Annotated in this window: 11 protein-coding genes and 1 pseudogene; 7 read left to right on the forward strand and 5 right to left on the reverse strand. The window is 74.6% G+C overall.

Going from position 1 to position 16,692, the window contains the following annotated elements; all coding sequences use genetic code 11:
• The first annotated feature begins 137 nt into the window (after positions 1-137).
• From ACV7NM_RS27950 to ACV7NM_RS27960, 3 genes are read left to right on the forward strand one after another with little or no spacing between them, the layout of a single operon-like run.
• Complete coding sequence (locus tag ACV7NM_RS27950; RefSeq protein ID WP_463412863.1) at positions 138-2,501, forward strand: ABC transporter ATP-binding protein/permease; 2,364 nt, start codon at positions 138-140, stop codon at positions 2,499-2,501.
• Between the two features lie 5 nt (positions 2,502-2,506).
• The gene (locus ACV7NM_RS27955; protein WP_463412864.1) at positions 2,507-3,196 is read left to right on the forward strand and encodes a hypothetical protein; all 690 of its coding nucleotides are present in this window, start codon (positions 2,507-2,509) and stop codon (positions 3,194-3,196) included.
• On the forward strand, positions 3,196-4,221 hold the full coding sequence (locus ACV7NM_RS27960) for a serine/threonine-protein kinase (RefSeq protein WP_463412865.1): 1,026 nt from the start codon (positions 3,196-3,198) through the stop codon (positions 4,219-4,221). The genes ACV7NM_RS27955 and ACV7NM_RS27960 overlap by 1 nt, the downstream gene beginning before the upstream one ends.
• A gap of 60 nt (positions 4,222-4,281) precedes the next feature.
• Here ACV7NM_RS27960 and ACV7NM_RS27965 read toward each other — a convergent pair whose 3' ends face one another.
• Positions 4,282-4,650, reverse strand: coding sequence for a hypothetical protein (locus tag ACV7NM_RS27965; protein ID WP_463412866.1), 369 nt, complete (start codon positions 4,648-4,650; stop codon positions 4,282-4,284).
• Between the two features lie 105 nt (positions 4,651-4,755).
• Complete coding sequence (locus ACV7NM_RS27970) at positions 4,756-6,042, reverse strand: streptophobe family protein (protein WP_463412867.1); 1,287 nt, start codon at positions 6,040-6,042, stop codon at positions 4,756-4,758.
• Between the two features lie 52 nt (positions 6,043-6,094).
• Here ACV7NM_RS27970 and ACV7NM_RS27975 point away from each other — a divergent pair.
• From ACV7NM_RS27975 to ACV7NM_RS27985, 3 genes and pseudogenes are all read left to right on the forward strand, one after another.
• Positions 6,095-7,438 (forward strand): annotated as a pseudogene (locus tag ACV7NM_RS27975) (DUF6777 domain-containing protein); the annotation flags it as partial.
• 277 nt (positions 7,439-7,715) lie between these two features.
• Positions 7,716-9,794: a SpoIIE family protein phosphatase gene (locus tag ACV7NM_RS27980; RefSeq protein ID WP_463412868.1), complete on the forward strand. Its 2,079-nt coding sequence runs from the start codon at positions 7,716-7,718 to the stop codon at positions 9,792-9,794.
• Positions 9,795-9,903: 109 nt separating this feature from the next.
• Positions 9,904-12,591 carry a phosphodiester glycosidase family protein gene (locus tag ACV7NM_RS27985; protein WP_463412869.1) on the forward strand — a complete coding sequence of 896 codons (2,688 nt, stop codon included), beginning with the start codon at positions 9,904-9,906 and terminating at the stop codon, positions 12,589-12,591.
• 7 nt (positions 12,592-12,598) lie between these two features.
• Here ACV7NM_RS27985 and ACV7NM_RS27990 read toward each other — a convergent pair whose 3' ends face one another.
• The 3 genes from ACV7NM_RS27990 to ACV7NM_RS28000 all read right to left on the reverse strand — a co-directional run bounded on the left by ACV7NM_RS27990 (position 12,599) and on the right by ACV7NM_RS28000 (position 16,082).
• Positions 12,599-14,527: an ABC transporter permease gene (locus tag ACV7NM_RS27990; RefSeq protein ID WP_463412870.1), complete on the reverse strand. Its 1,929-nt coding sequence runs from the start codon at positions 14,525-14,527 to the stop codon at positions 12,599-12,601.
• A gap of 204 nt (positions 14,528-14,731) precedes the next feature.
• The gene (gene modA / locus ACV7NM_RS27995; protein ID WP_463412871.1) at positions 14,732-15,547 is read right to left on the reverse strand and encodes a molybdate ABC transporter substrate-binding protein; all 816 of its coding nucleotides are present in this window, start codon (positions 15,545-15,547) and stop codon (positions 14,732-14,734) included.
• Positions 15,548-15,686: 139 nt separating this feature from the next.
• Complete coding sequence (locus tag ACV7NM_RS28000) at positions 15,687-16,082, reverse strand: TOBE domain-containing protein (RefSeq protein WP_463412872.1); 396 nt, start codon at positions 16,080-16,082, stop codon at positions 15,687-15,689.
• Between the two features lie 133 nt (positions 16,083-16,215).
• Between ACV7NM_RS28000 and ACV7NM_RS28005 the strand changes: the two genes are divergently transcribed.
• On the forward strand, positions 16,216-16,593 hold the full coding sequence (locus tag ACV7NM_RS28005; RefSeq protein ID WP_463412873.1) for an RNA-binding S4 domain-containing protein: 378 nt from the start codon (positions 16,216-16,218) through the stop codon (positions 16,591-16,593).
• The last annotated feature ends 99 nt before the right edge of the window (positions 16,594-16,692 follow it).

Raw genomic sequence — 16,692 nt, forward strand, 5'->3', positions numbered from 1 at the left:
TTCGGTTCCGACGCCTGAAGTGAAGCGCACCTTTCCCACATCGGCAAAGGCTGCAACGGGGACCGTTGTCATTACCCATAACGCGGCCCTGACCTGCGGTTATGCCGCGCCGCTCGGAACGTGGGAAGATTCTGTCCATGGTCCAGCGACCCGGTGCGCCGGCCGCACCCGAACTCGTGCTGGAGACCGCCCGGGGCTCCACCCCGATCAGCCCGGGCCGGACGTACCACGTCGGGCGCGATCCCCACTGCGAGATCTGTCTCGACGACGCCCGCGTCTCCTGGCACCACGCGATCCTGCGTCCCGAAGGCGACCACTGGACCGTCGAGGACGAGGGCAGCACCAACGGCACCTGGGCCGACGGCCACCGCGTCCGCGAATGGAGCGTCGGCCCCGGCAGCGAACTGCGCTTCGGCAGCGCCGAGGACGGCCCCCGCGCCGTCCTCCTCGGCGCGGCCGGCGAGCGCGTCCCGGCCGAGCGCGCCCCCGCCCGGCCGTCCTCCGTCACGAACCCCGCCCTGTCCGCCACCTTCCACCGGCCCGCCTCCGTACGACCGCTGCCCGCACGGACCGTCCGCATCGGCCGCGCCCCCGACAACGACCTCGTCGTCGACGACCTCGTCGTCTCCCGCCGCCACGCCGAACTGCGCGCCCTGCCCGACGGGACGTACGAGATCGCCGACGTCGGCAGCCACAACGGCACCTACCTCAACGGCGCCCGCGTCGAGCGGGGGACCGTCGCCGAGGGCGACATCGTCGGCATCGGACACACCGCCTTCTGCCTCATCGGCGACCAACTCCAGGAGTACGTGGACACCGGCGAGGTCTCCCTCGACGTCCAGGACCTCGCCGTCAGGGTCGACCACGGCCGCAAGGTCCTGCTCGACCACGTCTCCTTCCCCGTGGGCGCCAAGTGCCTGCTCGCGGTCGTCGGCCCCAGCGGCGCCGGCAAATCCACCCTCCTCGGCGCGCTCACCGGGCTGCGCCCCGCCGAGCAGGGCGCCGTCCTCTACGACGGACGCGACCTCTACCGCGACTACGCCGAACTGCGCAGCCGCATCGGACTCGTCCCGCAGGACGACATCCTGCACGCCCAACTCACCGTGCGACGCGCCCTGACCTACGCCGCCGAACTGCGCTTCCCGCAGGACACCGCCAAGGCGGAACGGCAGGCGCGGGTGGACGAGGTCATCCGGGAGCTCGGTCTCGTCCAGCGCGCCGACCAGACCATCCACAGTCTCTCGGGCGGCCAGCGCAAGCGGGTCTCCGTCGCGCTGGAACTGCTGACGAAGCCCTCCCTGCTCTTCCTCGACGAGCCGACCTCCGGGCTCGACCCCGGCATGGACCGCTCGGTGATGCACATGCTGCGCGACCTCGCCGACGACGGCCGGACCGTCATCGTGGTCACCCACAGCGTGCTCAGCCTCGACGTCTGCGACCGACTGCTGGTCCTCGCCCCCGGCGGACGCGTCGCCTACTTCGGACCGCCCGGCGAGACCCTCGGCTTCTTCGGCTTCGACGAGTGGCCGGAGGCCTTCGAAGCCTTCGAGAACCAGCAGGACCGGGACTGGGCGGGTGAGTACCGCGGCTCGACCCTGTACCGGACCTACGTGCGGGTTCCGGGCGAGCCCATGGCGGCCGGCGCCCCCGCCGGAGCGGCCCGCTTCGCCGTCGCCCCGCCGAAGGCGCAGAGCTGGGCGGCGCAGCTTTCGACCCTCGTCCGGCGCTACGCGGCCGCGCTCGGCGCCGACCGCACCTTCCTCGCCATCATGATCGCGCTGCCGTTCGTGATGGGCGCCATGGCCCGCGCCCTGGCCGGCCACTCCCTCACCCAGGAGACGGCGATCAACGCCCTGCTCATCCTGTGTGTGGGCGGCGTGCTCACCGGCGCGGCGAACGCGGTGCGCGAACTGGTCAAGGAGCGCACCATCTACCGGCGCGAGCGCGCCGTGGGACTCTCGCGCTCCGCCTACCTCATGTCGAAAGTGGTCGTCCTGGGCGCGATCACCGTCGCGCAGGCGGTGGTGTTGACGCTGGTGGCGCTCCTCGGGGTGAAACTCAACGCCCCCGGCGGCAGGGGAGTCTTCCTGCCCCCGCTCGTGGAGATCACGATCGCCGTCGCCCTGTTGTCGTTCACCGCGATGATGCTCGGCCTGCTGGTGTCCGCACTGGTCAGGAAGGAGGAGGTCACGATGCCGCTGCTGGTCCTCCTCGCCATCGTGCAGGTGGTCTTCTGCGGCGCCCTGCTCCAGTTGGACGGCGTACCGGTGATCGAGCAACTGGCCTGGCTCGTTCCCTCGCGCTGGGCGCTCGGCGCCATGGCCGGGACCATCGACCTCGCCGCGATCGTGCCGGGCAAGATCACCGACGACCCGCTGTTCGCGCACTCCGCCGGGGTGTGGCTGCTCGACGTGGGGATGCTGGTCGCGCTGTCCGTGCTGTTCGGTGTGCTGGTCTCCCGGCTGCTGCGCCGACACGAGCCCGCCATCATGCGGAAGTAGACCCGATGACCTCGATGACGAGCCCTGCCGACGCCGCGGACTTCCGGCCCACGCACGTCGTACCGCAGGACGGACTGCCCGCCTGGGAGGCACCGGACGTGTCACGGCCGACCGTCGCCCTCGACCCGTTCCTGCCCGTGCAACTGCTGTCCCGACAGGGCGAGTGGGGCGAGGTCCTGTGCGCCAACGGATGGTCCGCGTGGGTGGACGGCCGACTGTTGGTGGCCGTGCCGCAGCCCCCGCCGACGGGCGGGCGGTCGCTGGCGCGCAGCGAGGACCCCGCGCCGCTGCTGGCACGCAACGCCGACGTGTTGGAACGCTATCGCAGGGCCGCGGACCAGCTCGCCGCCGGGCGCGTGGACACCGAGGGCTTCCGCAGGGGCACGCGGGGACTGCGGGCGGGCGTGGTGATCGACGGGGAGTCGGTGTGGCTCTACGACGAGGCTGCCGGGCGGTGGCTGTACGCCGAAGGTGGCAGGGCGGCGACCTACGCCGTCGTCTCCGGGCCGGGCTCCGCCGCCGGAACGCGACCCCCCGACGGGTCGCAGTCCGGTGCGCCGGCCGACGTGGGAGCGCCCGCCCCGGATGAGTCCGCGTCGGGTGAGTCCCCGCCGGATGCGGACTCATCCGGGGCGGGCGACGGCGGGCACGAGTCGACCCTGGTCGTGGAGATCCCGGAGAGCGGCGACCGGTGATGTCCGTCGAACCGCTCGGCGGTCGGGCCTCCGACCTGCGCGGCAGGCGGATCGCCGGGTACCAGGTGCAGAGCGAGATCGGGCGCGGCGGAATGGCGGTCGTCTACCGGGCCCTGGACCTGCGGCTGGACCGGACGGTGGCGTTGAAACTGCTCGCGCCCGAACTCGCCCGCAACGACACCTTCAGGCAGCGGTTCGCCCACGAGTCGAAGGTGGCCGCCGCCATCGACCACCCCCACATCGTGCCCGTCTTCGAGGCGGGCGAGACGGACGGCCTGCTGTACATCGCGATGCGCTACGTCGCCGGGCAGGACCTACGGGCCCTGCTGGACCGGACGGGCCCCCTGCCCGTCCGTACGGCGGCGCGCATCGCGGCGCAGGTGGCCTCCGCGCTGGACGCGGCCCACGCCCACGACCTGGTCCACCGGGACGTCAAGCCGGGCAACATCCTGGTGGCGGAGGGCACCGACAGCGAGCACCCCGAGCACGTGTACCTGACGGATTTCGGGTTGACGAAGAAGTCGCTGTCGCTGACCGGGTTCACGAGCGTCGGACAGTTCGTGGGGACCCTCGACTACGTCGCGCCGGAGCAGATTTCCGGCAAGCCGGTCGACGGGCGCTGCGACGTGTACGCCCTGGGGTGCGTCGTACAGGAGATGCTGACCGGGGCCCCGCCGTTCCGGCGCGACGACGACATGGCCCTGCTCTGGGCCCACCAGTTCGATCAGCCGCCTCCGGTGACCTCGCTCCGGCCCGACCTGCCGGTGGCCGTCGACGAGGTGCTGGGCAAGGCGTTGGCCAAGTCGCCGGAGCGACGGTGGCGCGGCTGCCTGGAGTTCACGGGGGCGCTGCGGCGGGCGGGGGAGACGGCCGGGTCGGCCGGGTCGCCGGGTGGGACGGCGCGTTCCGAAGGGTCGCCGGGGCAACGCGCGGGCGCCCTCGGGTCGGCCGCGGACCGGGGTCCCGCACCACCACCGCCGCGTTGGGCGATGCCGGTGTTCCGGTCGCGCGCCGGTGGCGCCTGAGGAGCGACACCCGGGCGCGGCGGGGAGGCGCGCCGAGCGGGGCGGCGAGGAAGCGCCCGGTCAGGAGTCGGAGACGAGGGCGGAACGGCAGACCACGTACGCCCTGACATCGGCGTGCGAGGCGGAGGCGTACCAGCCCTTGCGGCCGTCCGGCCCGACCACGGGGTGACTGGCCAGCACGGGGCCGGAGTTGCCGTTCTCCAGCGAGTAGCCGCCGGACTGGACGAGCATGCCGTCGGGGCAGTAGACCGCGCTGGCCGAGACCTCCCGGGGTGTCGCGTCCCGCGCGCCGACGGAACCGGCGAGGTACCGGGCGCCGGTGGGTGTCGCTCCCGTGGGGAGGGCGGTGGACAGGATCAGGGCGACTGCGGATACGGCAAGCAGACCGCCGGCATGGAGCGGCCGGAACAGGCCTTTAAACGTGTTCACGGAGGTGAGGTTGGCACGCGGAATCGATTCGCCGCCGAATCGATCCGATCCGGTTCACCCGTACGGACCATCGGTTGGCCGCCGCGGGGCGGACAGCCTCTCAGGTCAGGGCTTCGCGGGACCCTCCGCCCCGTCCACCGGCCCCCGGTGGCGCAGCGGACGGGCCAAGAGGGCGCCGAGGTACCCGGCCACCGCGCCCCACAGCAGGCCCAGGCCGACGGTGCGCCACAGGACCGGGGTGAGTTCGACCCTGCCGCCGAGGCCGCCCACGTCGCCGATCCCCAAGAGCGACAGCCCGAAACCGGCCCGCACGCCCGCCAGTAGACAGACCGTCAGGACGGCCAGGGCCAGCGCCAGGCCGAGGTGCAGCGCGTGCCGCCAGGGCCGGACCTCGGCCGGGGAGCGTACGGCCGCCAGCACGCCCGTGCCCAACAACAGGACGGCGGCGACCACGACCAGCCACCACCAGTGGGAGTCTCGCTCCGCGAGAGAGGACACGTCGACCGTGGAACGCCCCGGGCCCCGCAGCACCTGATCCAGAACGTGCGGCAGCGGCAGCCCGAACGGCCCCTCGACCCCGCCCACCCAGGCCCCGCCCAGCCCCACCGTCAACGCGATCCACGCCAGGTTCGGCAGGCCCAGCAGCATGACGGCCAGGGTGCGTTCGGCGTGTCCCTGGGTGGCCGCCACCACGAGGCCGATGACCGCCCCGAGCGCCACGTACACGAGGAGCAGCGCCCTGGTGGCGAAGGCGGCCGGGCGCACCGCCGTGTGGAAGCGGACCAGCCCGGCCGGCAGGGGGGCGCGCCGCGACACCAGCAAGGCCACGACCAACAGGCCGACGATCCACAGCAGTCCGCCGAGCAGGGTCAGCGGCAGGTCGGCCTCGAAGCCGACCGTCGGGGCGGAGCCGACCAGTTCGCCGATGTCGGAGAGCAGCGGGTCGCCGGGGGAGAGGGCGAAGGTCTGCCGGGCCGCGAGGCCTGTTCCCAGTAGGGCGATCAGCCAGAACGCGATCAACGGAGCGGCCCGGCCCAGGAGTTCCCGGGTGCCTGCCACCGCCCGGCCACGCAGGGGCCGCAGGAAGGCGCAGCCCGCGATCAGCACACCGGCCAGGCTCACCGACAGCGGCAGCACGGAAAGGTCCAGCGTGGTCTCGGCCAACGAGGCGGCCCCGCCCGAGGCGTCGACCGAGCCGCCCGCCGCCAGCACGACCACCGCGGCGACCACGCGCGGGTAGGCGCCGCCCGGCAGGCCGCCGGCGCCCGCGCAGGCCGACCCGGCCGCGGCGACCGCGAACATGACCACGAAAGCCGCCGCCACGGCGACGAAGCCGTCACGCCAGGCCTTCGTGCCCCGGGGGGTCGCCGTCGTCGTCGAAGGACTGCTCACTCCGCAAAGGTGGCACCGCCGGCTTGCGGCCACCACCGGAAGGACGCACACAATGGTCCGCAGGAGAGCGATACACGCGGATATCGATGGACATGTCCGTACGGCAGCTGCGGAACGTCCACCGTCCCGGACCGCCTCCGCAGGGGAAGAAGAGCCCGTGACCACGCAACCCTCAGGTGAGGAACCGCCGCGGCCACCCCAGTCTCGGCAGCCGTGGGACACCTCACGACCGCCGTCCGACCAGCCCCCGTCCGGCCCTCCCTCCGGCCCGCTCTCGGGTGGGGGAGGCGGGAGCGTCCCGCCGCCCGCGCCTCCCTCCGGGCCCCCTTCGGGGCCGGGCGCGCCGCCGCCCAAGGGGCCGTGGTGGCGTTCCGTACCCCGCCTGGCGGCGGCCGTCGTCGCGGTGGCGGCCGTCGCCGCCCTCGTCGTCGTCCTCACCCGGCCGGGCGGCACTCCGTCGGGCAAGGCCGGTGGTGAGGTCTTCCTCCAGCCCGTCTCCGCGACCGGACCCGACCCCTTCACCGAGTCCACCGCGACCGACCAGGGCACGCCGTCCCCGCAGGCCCCGTCCCCCCAAGGGCCGAGCACCGCGCCGAGCGGCACGGCGACGACCGGGACGACCGTCACCCGCAGCGTCAGCGGGGCGGCGCCCGGGCTCTACGGCGGTACCAAGGACGTGGCCAGTTGTGATGTGGAGAAGCAGATCAAGTCGCTGACCGCCGACCCGGCGAAGAACGCGGCCTTCGCCTCGGCGCTCGCCGTCAGGCCCGCCGCCGTTCCCGACTACCTGCGCTCGCTGACCCCGCTCCAACTGCGCGCCGACACCCGGGTCACCAACCACGGCTACCGTGACGGCAAGCCCACCGCCTACCAGGCCGTGCTCCAGGCAGGGACGGCGGTCCTCGTCGACGACAGGGGCGTACCGCGGGTGCGCTGCGCCTGCGGGAACCCGCTGGCGCCCCCGGTGGCCCTGCGGGGCGGCGAGCCGAAGCGGACCGGGCAGCCGTGGCCCTCGTACCGGCCCTCCCAGGTGGTGGTCATCGCGCCGTCGGTGACCGTCGTGCACAAGTTCGTGATCTACGACCACCACCACGGGCGCTGGGTCGAGCGCGACCGGAACGACCACGAGGGCAAGCACGACAAGACCGTGCCGCCGCCGGTGGTCGAGAAGCCGCCGCCCTCGTCGCGGCCGCCCACCATCTCCCCGCCGCAATCCCCGCCGGCGTCGCCGCCACGGTCCCCGGCGCTTCCCCCCGAGTCGCCTCTCTCGCCCCCCGAATCCCCGCCCTCCTCGCCCCCCGAATCCCCGCCCTCCTCGCCCCCCGAATCCCCGCCCTCCTCCCCTCCGGAATCCCCCGACACCTCTTCCGCGTCCCCGCCCGAACCGGATCACCCCGGGTCGCACACCTCTCACCCGGCCCTCGTCGGGCCGCACACCTCGCCCCCCAAGCCGAGCACCGAGTCCACCGGCACGGCCACGACGGGCACCGGGTCCCCGAGCGCGGCCACGTCGAGCACGGCCTCCCCCAGCCACGCGGCCCCGGCGGAGCCCGCCAACCCGGGCCCGTCCGTCTCGTCCGCCGACTACGAGCCGACCGGTCCCGGCACGCTCTCGCCCGCCGCCTACCACCCGCCCACCGGCGACGTCCGGTAACCCATGAGAGGCTGACTGTATGGACCAGCGGGGAGAGACGGCCCCCGAAGTCGGCTGGCCCGCGCGGCCGGACACCAGCCTCGCGCTGAACCGCATGGGCACTTTCGACTGGGACCTCGACAGCGGACTGATGCACCTCGACCCGACCGCCCTCGAGGTGCTCGACCTGCGCCCCGACGAGTTCAGCGGTACCCCCGACGGACTGCGCGCCCGCCTGGTGTCCGGCGAGGAAGCGCGCATCGACGCGCGCGTCGCGCAGGCCCTCAAGGAGGGCCGCAGCCACTACGGCGCCTACTTCCGCAGCCGACGACGCGACGGCAGCGCGGGCTGGACCCACATCCAGGGGCACATCCTGCGCGACCCGCAGGGCCGCCCGTACCGGATCATCGGCATCCTGCGGGACGCCGCCCACGACCCCGGCGAGCCCGGGGCGGACGGCGCGCACGACGAAGGCCGGCGCCGGATGACCGGCGTCGTCGAACGGACCACCGCGATCCTCGCGCACGCCCGCACCGTCAACGACGTCACGGACGTCCTCAAGGACCCGGAGGCGCTCGGGCACCTCGGGGCGGTCAGCGTGATGCTCGGCGTCGTCGACGGCGGCCGTATCCACCTGGTCGCGGAGGGCCGGCTGGGCTCGTACGTCCCCGAGATCGAGTACACCCGCATCGACGCGCGGTTCCCGATGAGCGAGGCCGTACGGAACCTCAGCCCGGTCTTCATCGCCTCGCGGAGCGACTTCCGGGAGCGCTACCCGTTGCTGTGGCCCTACATCGAGCCGCTCGACGTGTCCAGCGGCGTCTACCTGCCCCTCATCGCCCAGGGCCGTGCCATCGGCGCACTCGGCCTGCTCTACACCCGAGCGGGGGACTTCACCGCCGAGGAACGCAACGTGCTGATGGCGTTGGGCAGCGGCATCGCCCAGAGCCTCCAACGGGCCATGCTCTTCGAACAGGAGCACGATCTCGCCGAAGGCCTCCAGCGGGCCATGCTCCCGCGCCGCATACCGGAGGTCGCCGGCGTCCGGATCGCCGTCCGCTACCGGTCCGCCAGGGTCGGCCGGGACATCGGCGGCGACTGGTACGACGTCATCCCGCTCGGCGACGGCCGGGTCGGTGTGATGATCGGCGACGTGGAGGGGCACGACACCGGCGCGGCGGCCGTCATGGGTCAGCTGCGCATCGCCCTGCGCGCCTACGTCGCCGAGGGGCACACGCCCGGCACCGCGATGGCGCGGGCCTCGACCTTCCTGCGGGAGCTGGAGACGGAACGCTTCGCCACCTGCACCTACGCCGAGGTGGACCTGAACACCGGGACGTTGCGCATGGTCCGCGCAGGCCACCTCGACCCGGTCCTGCGGCGCGGCGACGGCAGCGCCCACCGCGTCCAGGCGGCGGGCGGCCTCCCGCTCGGGCTGCGCCCGCCCGGCGGCGCCGACACGCCGCCCGGGTCCGGCACCGGCTATCCCGTCACCGCCTTGGACCTGCACCCCGGCGACACCTTGGTGCTGTGCACGGACGGCCTGATCGAGCGCCCCGGGGGCGACTCCGAGACGGGCATGCGCGAGCTGATGGACGCGGTCCGCGACGGCCCCACGGATGTCGAGGAGCTCGCCGACGTGCTGTGCGACCTCATCGGTGACGCGGGCGGCGGCGACGATATGGCGCTGCTCCTGCTGCGCCGCAGGGGCACGCCCGCCCCGCGTGGCGGCGGCCCGTTGCACCACCGGCTGGACCCGGATGACCCGGCGTCCCCGGGGCACGCCCGGCACCTGATTCGCGCGGCGTCGCAGGCGTGGGGGGCCCGCGACCGCTCGGACGAGATCGTGCTCGCCGCCGACGAGCTGATGACCAACGCCCTGGTCCACACCGATGGCGGTGGTCGAGTCAACATGCGCCAGACCGCGCAGGGGCGGGTGAGGATCGAGGTGGAGGACTCCAGCAGCGCCCTGCCGCACCGCCGTGAGGCGGGGGAGTGGGCGATGTCGGGACGCGGTCTGCTGCTGGTGGACGAGCTGGCGGACGCCTGGGGAGTGGAACCCAGGGGCGGCGGGAAGTGTGTGTGGTGCGAGTTCGACGTGTCCCCGCCGCCGGGCTGAACGGTCCGGCCCGGGGCTGGCCGCACGACTGAACCCGAATGGCTGAACCGGCGGGCGCGGCACGGCGAACACGCTCTCGTCGCGCGGCTTTCCGTTCGATGCTGCCCGGGTGTCGAACCGACGTCCCCTGCCGCCCGCTTCCCGTCCCCTCCCCGGTTCCCGTACCGCCCCGCTCGTCCCCCTGCTCGCCGCGCTGGTCTGCGCCGCCCTCGTCGTGGCGCCCCCGGCGCGGGCCGCCGACGACGAGGGCATCGAGACCGCCCGCACCTCCCGGCAGATCGCCCCCGGGGTGCGCCTGGAGTCCTACGACCGCCTCCAGGCCGACCGGTGGCTGCGGATCGACGAACTCGTCGCCGACCTCGGCGGACCCGACGGCGTACGGGCCGAGTACCTCGGCGGCCCCGGACCGGACCCGGCGCACCCCGCCACCCTCGCCGAAGCCGCCGCCCGGCACCCGGCCGGTCCCGGGCGACGCGTCGTCGGCGCCGTCAACGGGGACTTCTTCGACATCCGGGCCACCCGGGCCCCCCTCGGTCCCGGGCTGCGCGCCGGGCGGCTCCTGCACTCCCCCTCCCCGGGCCCCGGCGCGGGCATGGCGGTCGGCTTCGGCCCCGACGGCGCCGGTCGCCTCCTTCGGTTGGGCCTCTCGGGGACGGTGACGCTGCCGGGCGGCGCCGTCCGGCCCCTGGCCGGCTACAACGCCGCCCGGCCGCCCGACGGCTTCACGCTCTACACCGACGACTGGCCCGGCATCCGCATGCCCGCCGCCGCGACACGGGCCGTGGAACTGCGCGACGGCCGGGTGACCGGCCCCGCCCGACAGCCGGTCGGCCGCCCCGCCGCAGGCGCCACCCTGCTCGCAGCCACCGGGGCCGCCGCGACCGAACTCGCCGCCCTGCGTCCCGGAGACCCGGTCGCGGTGACGGCCCGCCCGGTCGCCGCCTCCGGAGGACCGGCCCCCGAGACGGCTCTCGGCGGGCGCGAGCCGCTGGTCCTGGCCGGAACCGCGCAGAACCACGACCGTGAACCCAACAACGCCGCCGCCCCGCGCACCGCGGTCGGCCTCTCGAAGGACGGGCGACGGCTGCGCCTGATCACCGTCGACGGCCGCCAACACGACAGCGGCGGCCTCACCCTGACCGGACTCGGCCGGATGATGCGCCGGCTCGGCGCCTTCGACGCCCTCAACCTGGACGGCGGCGGTTCCTCGACCCTGCTCGCCGGCCGCAGCGGGGCCCCCGCCCTGACCGTGGAGAACTCCCCGTCGGACGGCTCGCTCCGCCCGGTCCCCAACGGACTCGTCCTCACCGTCCCCGCCGGCGCCGGCCGGCTCACCGGGTACCGCGTCGAGCCCGTGGCCGGTCCGGCCCGCGCCTTCCCCGGCCTGACCCGCACGCTCGACGCCACCGGCCACGACTCCGCGCTCGGCCCCGCCCCCGGCGCCCCGCGCTGGTCCGCCGCGGGCGGCGGCCGGATCGACCCGGACGGGGTCTTCCACGCGCTGCGGCCGGGCCCCGCGACCGTAACGGCCCGACGCGGCCCGGCCACCGGCTCGCTGCGCGTGGACGTCCTCGGCCCGCTGACCCGGCTCCGGCCCACCAACGACCGGATCGGCCTCCCCGGGCCCGCCGCGCACGCCGGGTTCGCGCTGACCGGCTACGACGCCCAAGGCGCCGCCGCGCCGGTCGAACCCCGGGACGTGACGCTCCGGTTCGACCGCTCCCGCTGGCGCGTCGCCGACGACGGCAAGGGCGCCTTCACCGTGACCGCCCGGGTCCCGCACGCCACCGGACGGCTCGGCGTCACCGTCCGGGCCACCGGCGCCACCGCCGAGCTCGCGCTCGGCGTCGGCCTGGACGAGCTGCCCCTCGCCGGCCCCGAGGACCCCGCCCGTTGGACCGGCCCGGGCGCCTCCCCGGCCGCCGGCGCGCTGGCCCTGGCCCCGGCCCTTACCAGGACGGCGTACGCCACACCGCCGGGCCCGGTCCCGGTGCCGGAGCTCGCCCGTTCGGTGTCCCTGTGGGTGACGGGGGACGGGTCCGGAGCCCGCCCCACGGTGCACCTGACCGACGCTGACGGGGCCGCCGTCGCCCTGCGCGGACCGACCGTGACCTGGTCCGGGCGGCGCCGGATCACCCTGCCGCTGCCTGGCGGGGCGCAGCCGCCGCTGACCGTGACCCGGCTCTCGGCGGCGCCCGGGACCCGGCCCGGCCGGCTGCTGCTGGACACCCTGACCGCCGCGACCCCGCCGACCGGGCCGGCTCCCGCCGTGCGCGCGGCCACCGACCCCGTGGTGGGCACCACCGCCGCCTTGGCGGCGCGGCCTTGGCGGTTCGCGGTGCTCCCGGCCGGCCAAGCGCCGCCGCCGGGTGTCGACTTCGTCCTCGGCGGCGGCCGGCCCGGCCCCGCGTCCGTACACCGCGGCGTACGGTTCGTGACGCTCGACAGCGGCCGGCGGACGCTGGACGGGGGCGCCGGGCTGGACCGGATGCGGGCGGTGCGCGATGCGTTGGCGGCCGCGACCCGGGAACCGGGTACGGGCGCGGTGGCTGTCGTGGAACGCCACGCCCCGCGGAGCGTCGACCGCAAAGAGGCCGCCCTGATGGAAGGACTGCTCGCCGACTTCCGCCGCACCACCGGGAAACGCGCCGCCTTGCTCACCCTGGAGGCGCCCCGCTTCGCGGCCGGCCGCTCCGAAGGCGTCCTTGCCGTCTCGGCGGCCCGCGCGGAACGCACCCTGATCGGTGTCGACGCCTTCGCCGCCGGGGACTGGCTCTCCGTACGGCCCGGCGCCTGACACCCGGTCAGAGCCGTACGAGGGTCACCTCGGTGGCCTTGACGCTGGTCCACACCTCGACGCCGTCGACGATCCCCAGCTCGGCCGCCGCCTCGGGGGTGATCTCCGCGACGAGGTCCGGGGCCTCGGTGGACCCGACCAGCACGCGCAGCCGGCTTCCCACCGAGGTGACCTCCCGTACGGTGCCGGGCCACACGTTGCGGGGACTGCCGACCGGCCGCACCCGGTGCACGGACACCGCCTCCGGGGCGATGATCGCCAGCGCCGGGCATCCGTCGTCCAGCGCCTCGGGTACCACCAAACGGCCTCCTCCGGCCAGCTTGAGCCCCTCCGCGGTGGCGGTGCCCGGCCAGGCGTTGCGGCCCAGCATCCGGGCCACCCAGGGGGAGCGCGGATGCCGGGTGACCTCGGCGGGTGGTGCGTCCTGGAGGGTCCGCCCGTCGGCGAGCACGAGGACCCGGTCGGCCAAGGACACCGCCTCGACGGGATCGTGCGTGACGATCAGGCAGACGCCGCCGAAGCCGGCCAGGTGGGTGCGCAGGGTGTGCCGCACGCGCGCCCGCGTCGTCTGGTCGAGGGCGGCGAGCGGCTCGTCGAGGAGCAGCAGCCGGGGCCGCGCCGCGAGCGCCCGGGCCAACGCGACGCGCTGGGCCTGGCCGCCGGACAGCTGCGCGGGCTTGCGCCCCGCCAGGTGACCGACGCCGAGCCGGTCCAGCCACGCCTGTGCCTCCGCGCGGGCCGTCGCGCGTGGCACCCGGCGGGCGCGCAGCCCGTACGCGGTGTTGGCGAGCGCGCTGAGGTGCGGGAACAGCGCGCCGTCCTGCGGGACCCAGGCCACCTGGCGCCGGTGCGGGGGAAGGGCGGTGACGTCGGTGTCGCCGAGCCGCAAGGTGGCGTGGGCGCGCGGGGTCAGGCCGAGCAGGGCCCGCAACAGGGTGGTCTTTCCGGCGCCGTTCTCGCCGACGACGGCGATCGTGGTGCCGGGCCCGGCGTCCAGGGTCAGCCGGTTGAAGCCGGTGACCTCGGCGTGCAGCGGCCACCGGCCCTCGTCCCGGCGTGCGACGGCCGGTTCGACCGGGGCGAGGGGCTCGGGGGCTTCCCCGGCCACGGCGGTGGCCGCCTTGGCGGAGGTGCTCGCGCCCGGGGTGCCGGTCCAACGACCGCGCAGCGCGATCAGCACGCCCATCGCGATCGCGAGCAGCAGCAGCGATACGGAGGTCGCCGCCTCCGGGCTGTCCTGGAGCAGCAGGTACACCTGGAGCGGCAACGTCTGGGTGGTGCCGGGCAGGTTGCCGGCGAAGGTGATGGTGGCCCCGAACTCGCCGAGCGCGCGGGCCCAGGTGAGTGCCGCCCCCGCGATCAGGCCGGGCGCCACCATGGGCAGGGTCACGGTGAAGAAGACCCGCACCGGCGAGGCCCCGAGGGAGGCGGCGGTCTCCTCGTAACTGCGCTTCAGGCCGCCGAGCGCGCCCTCCAGGCTGATGACGAGGAACGGCATCGCGACGAAGGTGGCGGCGACGACCGCGCCCGAGGTGTGGAACGGCAAAGTGATGCCGAAGGTCCCCTCCAACCACGGCCCGAGCAGCCCCCGACGGCCGAAGCCGAGCAGCAGGGCCACACCGCCGACGGTGGGCGGCAGCACCATCGGGAGCAGCACCAGGGACCGTACGAACGCCTTGCCCTTGAAGTCGATGCGGGCCAGCAGCCAGGCGAGCGGCACACCGAGGAGGAGCGAGAGCCCCAGCGCCCAGAGGGAGACGAGGAGCGACAGCTTGAGCGCCGCTTCCACACCGGGGCTGCCCAGGTGGGTGCCGAGCTCGCTCCACTGGGTGCGGGTCAGGATGCCGAGGAGCGGCAGCAGCAGGAACGCCACGGCGAGGAGCGCGGGCAGCGCCAGGGCCGCGGGCGGCCGGACGCGGGTACGGAGTCTGCTCATGAGGCGGTTCCTGGCTGGGGTTCCCGGCGGGGCCGGGTCGCGGGTTTGCCGGGCGGCGTTCCGGAAGGGAACAGTAGGTCTCGCGCGGGCGCCGCGCGAGGGAACCGCTGCCGGCCCCGCAGGGCGGGCGGGTCAACGGGCGGGAGGGACTGCCTGTCCCCCCGGATCAGGCAGTCCCTCCGCGTGTTCGGGCCGTGAGCGCCGTTACGGCTTCTGGAAGCCCGCGTCCTGAAGGATCTTCTGCGCCTCCGGGGTGCTCAGCCAAGCCACGAAGGCGGCGGCGGCTTCGCCGTTCTTGGACTGCTTGAGCGTGGCGGCGGGGTAGGAGGCGACCGCGTTCTGGTCGTCCGGGATGTCCACGGTGACGACCTTGTCACCCGACTTGGCGGAGTCCGTCTTGTAGACCAGACCCGCGTCGGCCTCGCCCAGTTCGACCTTGCTCAGCACGGCGCGGACGTTGGCCTCCTGGGAGACCGGCTTGACCTCGATCTTCTGCGCGTCGAGGATCTGCTTGCTGTAGCGGCCGACCGGTACCTCGGGCGCGGCGAGCACGACCTTGATCTTGGAGTCCGCGAGGTCCTTCAGCTCGTCGATCTTGAACGGGTTGTCCTTGCCGGCGGCGATGACCAGGCGGTTCTTCGCGATGACCGTCGCGTCGTTGGTCTCGGCCTTGAGGCCGTCCATCGTCTTGGTGTCGGCGGTCACCAGCGCGTCGGCCGGGGCCCCCTGCTTGACCTGGGCGGCGAGCTCCTGCGAACCGGCGAAGGAGAAGGTCACCTTCGCACCCGGGTGGGCCTTCTCGTACGCGGCGCCCGCCGTCTTGAAGACGTCGGTGAGGGAGGACGCGGCGAGGACGGTGAGGTTCGCAGCCTTGGGCGCGGCGGAGCCGGAGGAGGAGGCGCTCGGCGAGGCCGCCGCGTCGCTCTTCTTGTCGGCGCCGCACGCGGCGAGGGCCGGCACGAGGAGGGCGGCGGTCAGGGCGGCGGCCGCGGCGCGGCGGCGGTTCAGGGTCGGGGACATGAGCGGTGCTCCTCGGTCGGGTCGGCGGTCGGCTCGGATGCCGGGACCGCGCGGTGGTGACCCGCGCCGGGGACGGGCGGAGCGGGTGGGGACGTTCGGTGGGTCGAGCGGTGGTGCCGGGCGGTGGCCGCGACCGCGGTCAGGTGCGGTCCACGTGCACGCTGGTGGACTTCACGCGGGCGGTGGCCTGCATGCCGACCTCCAGACCGAGCTCTTCGACGGCCTCACGGGTGAGCAGCGACACCAGGCGGTGGGGTCCGGCCTGGATCTCGACCTGGGCGGCCACGTCGCCGAGCGTGACGGCCGTGACGATGCCCGGGAAGGCGTTGCGCGCCGAGGTGTACGGCTCCTCCTCGTCGCTGTGGGCGCCTTGACCCACCTCGACGGAGAAGGCGGCCAGGGCGCGGCCGTCGATCAGCCGGCGCCCGCCCTCGTCGCGATGGGTGGCGACCCGGCCGGCGTCGGCCCAGCGGCGCGCCGTGTCCGGGCTGACGCCCAGCAGACGCGCGGCCTGTCCGATGGTGTAGGACTGCATGTGCGACAAGGTAGGTGCACCCTTGGCGCATTTGCAATTCCCTCGGGTGGTTGTACATGGCAGTTGCCAGGGGTGTTGTGGTATCCGCCGAAAGTGTTCCGCTTCGGGCCGCCGGTCTCGGTAAGGTCGGAACATGGCTGATGAGGTATCGGGAACGGTCCGGGTGGACGCGTGGATCTGGTCGGTGCGCCTGACCAAGACCCGCTCGACCGCGGCGACGGCCTGCCGCGCGGGTCACGTGAAGGTCAACGGCGAACGCGCCAAGCCGGCCCAGGCCGTGCGCGAGGGCGACGAGATCCGGCTCTTCCACGCGGGCCGCGAGCGGATCGTGGTGGTCCGCAGGCCGGTGGCCAAGCGGGTCGGCGCGCCGGTGGCCGTCGAGTGCTACATCGACAAGAGCCCGCCGCCGCCCACCCCCGTCGAGGCGGCCGTGGTCGGCATCCGCGACCGCGGCGCGGGCCGCCCGACGAAGCGCGAACGCCGCGAGATCGAAACCCTGCGCGGCCGGTAGCCCCTGACGCGAGCGGGCCCGCCCCGCCGGTCGGCTCTCGCGGTACGGGCCCGCCCCGCCCGGTTGTCTCTCGCGGTACGGGGCGCCCCGCCGGTCGGC

Source organism: Streptomyces sp. Tek67B01, assembly GCF_055231995.1.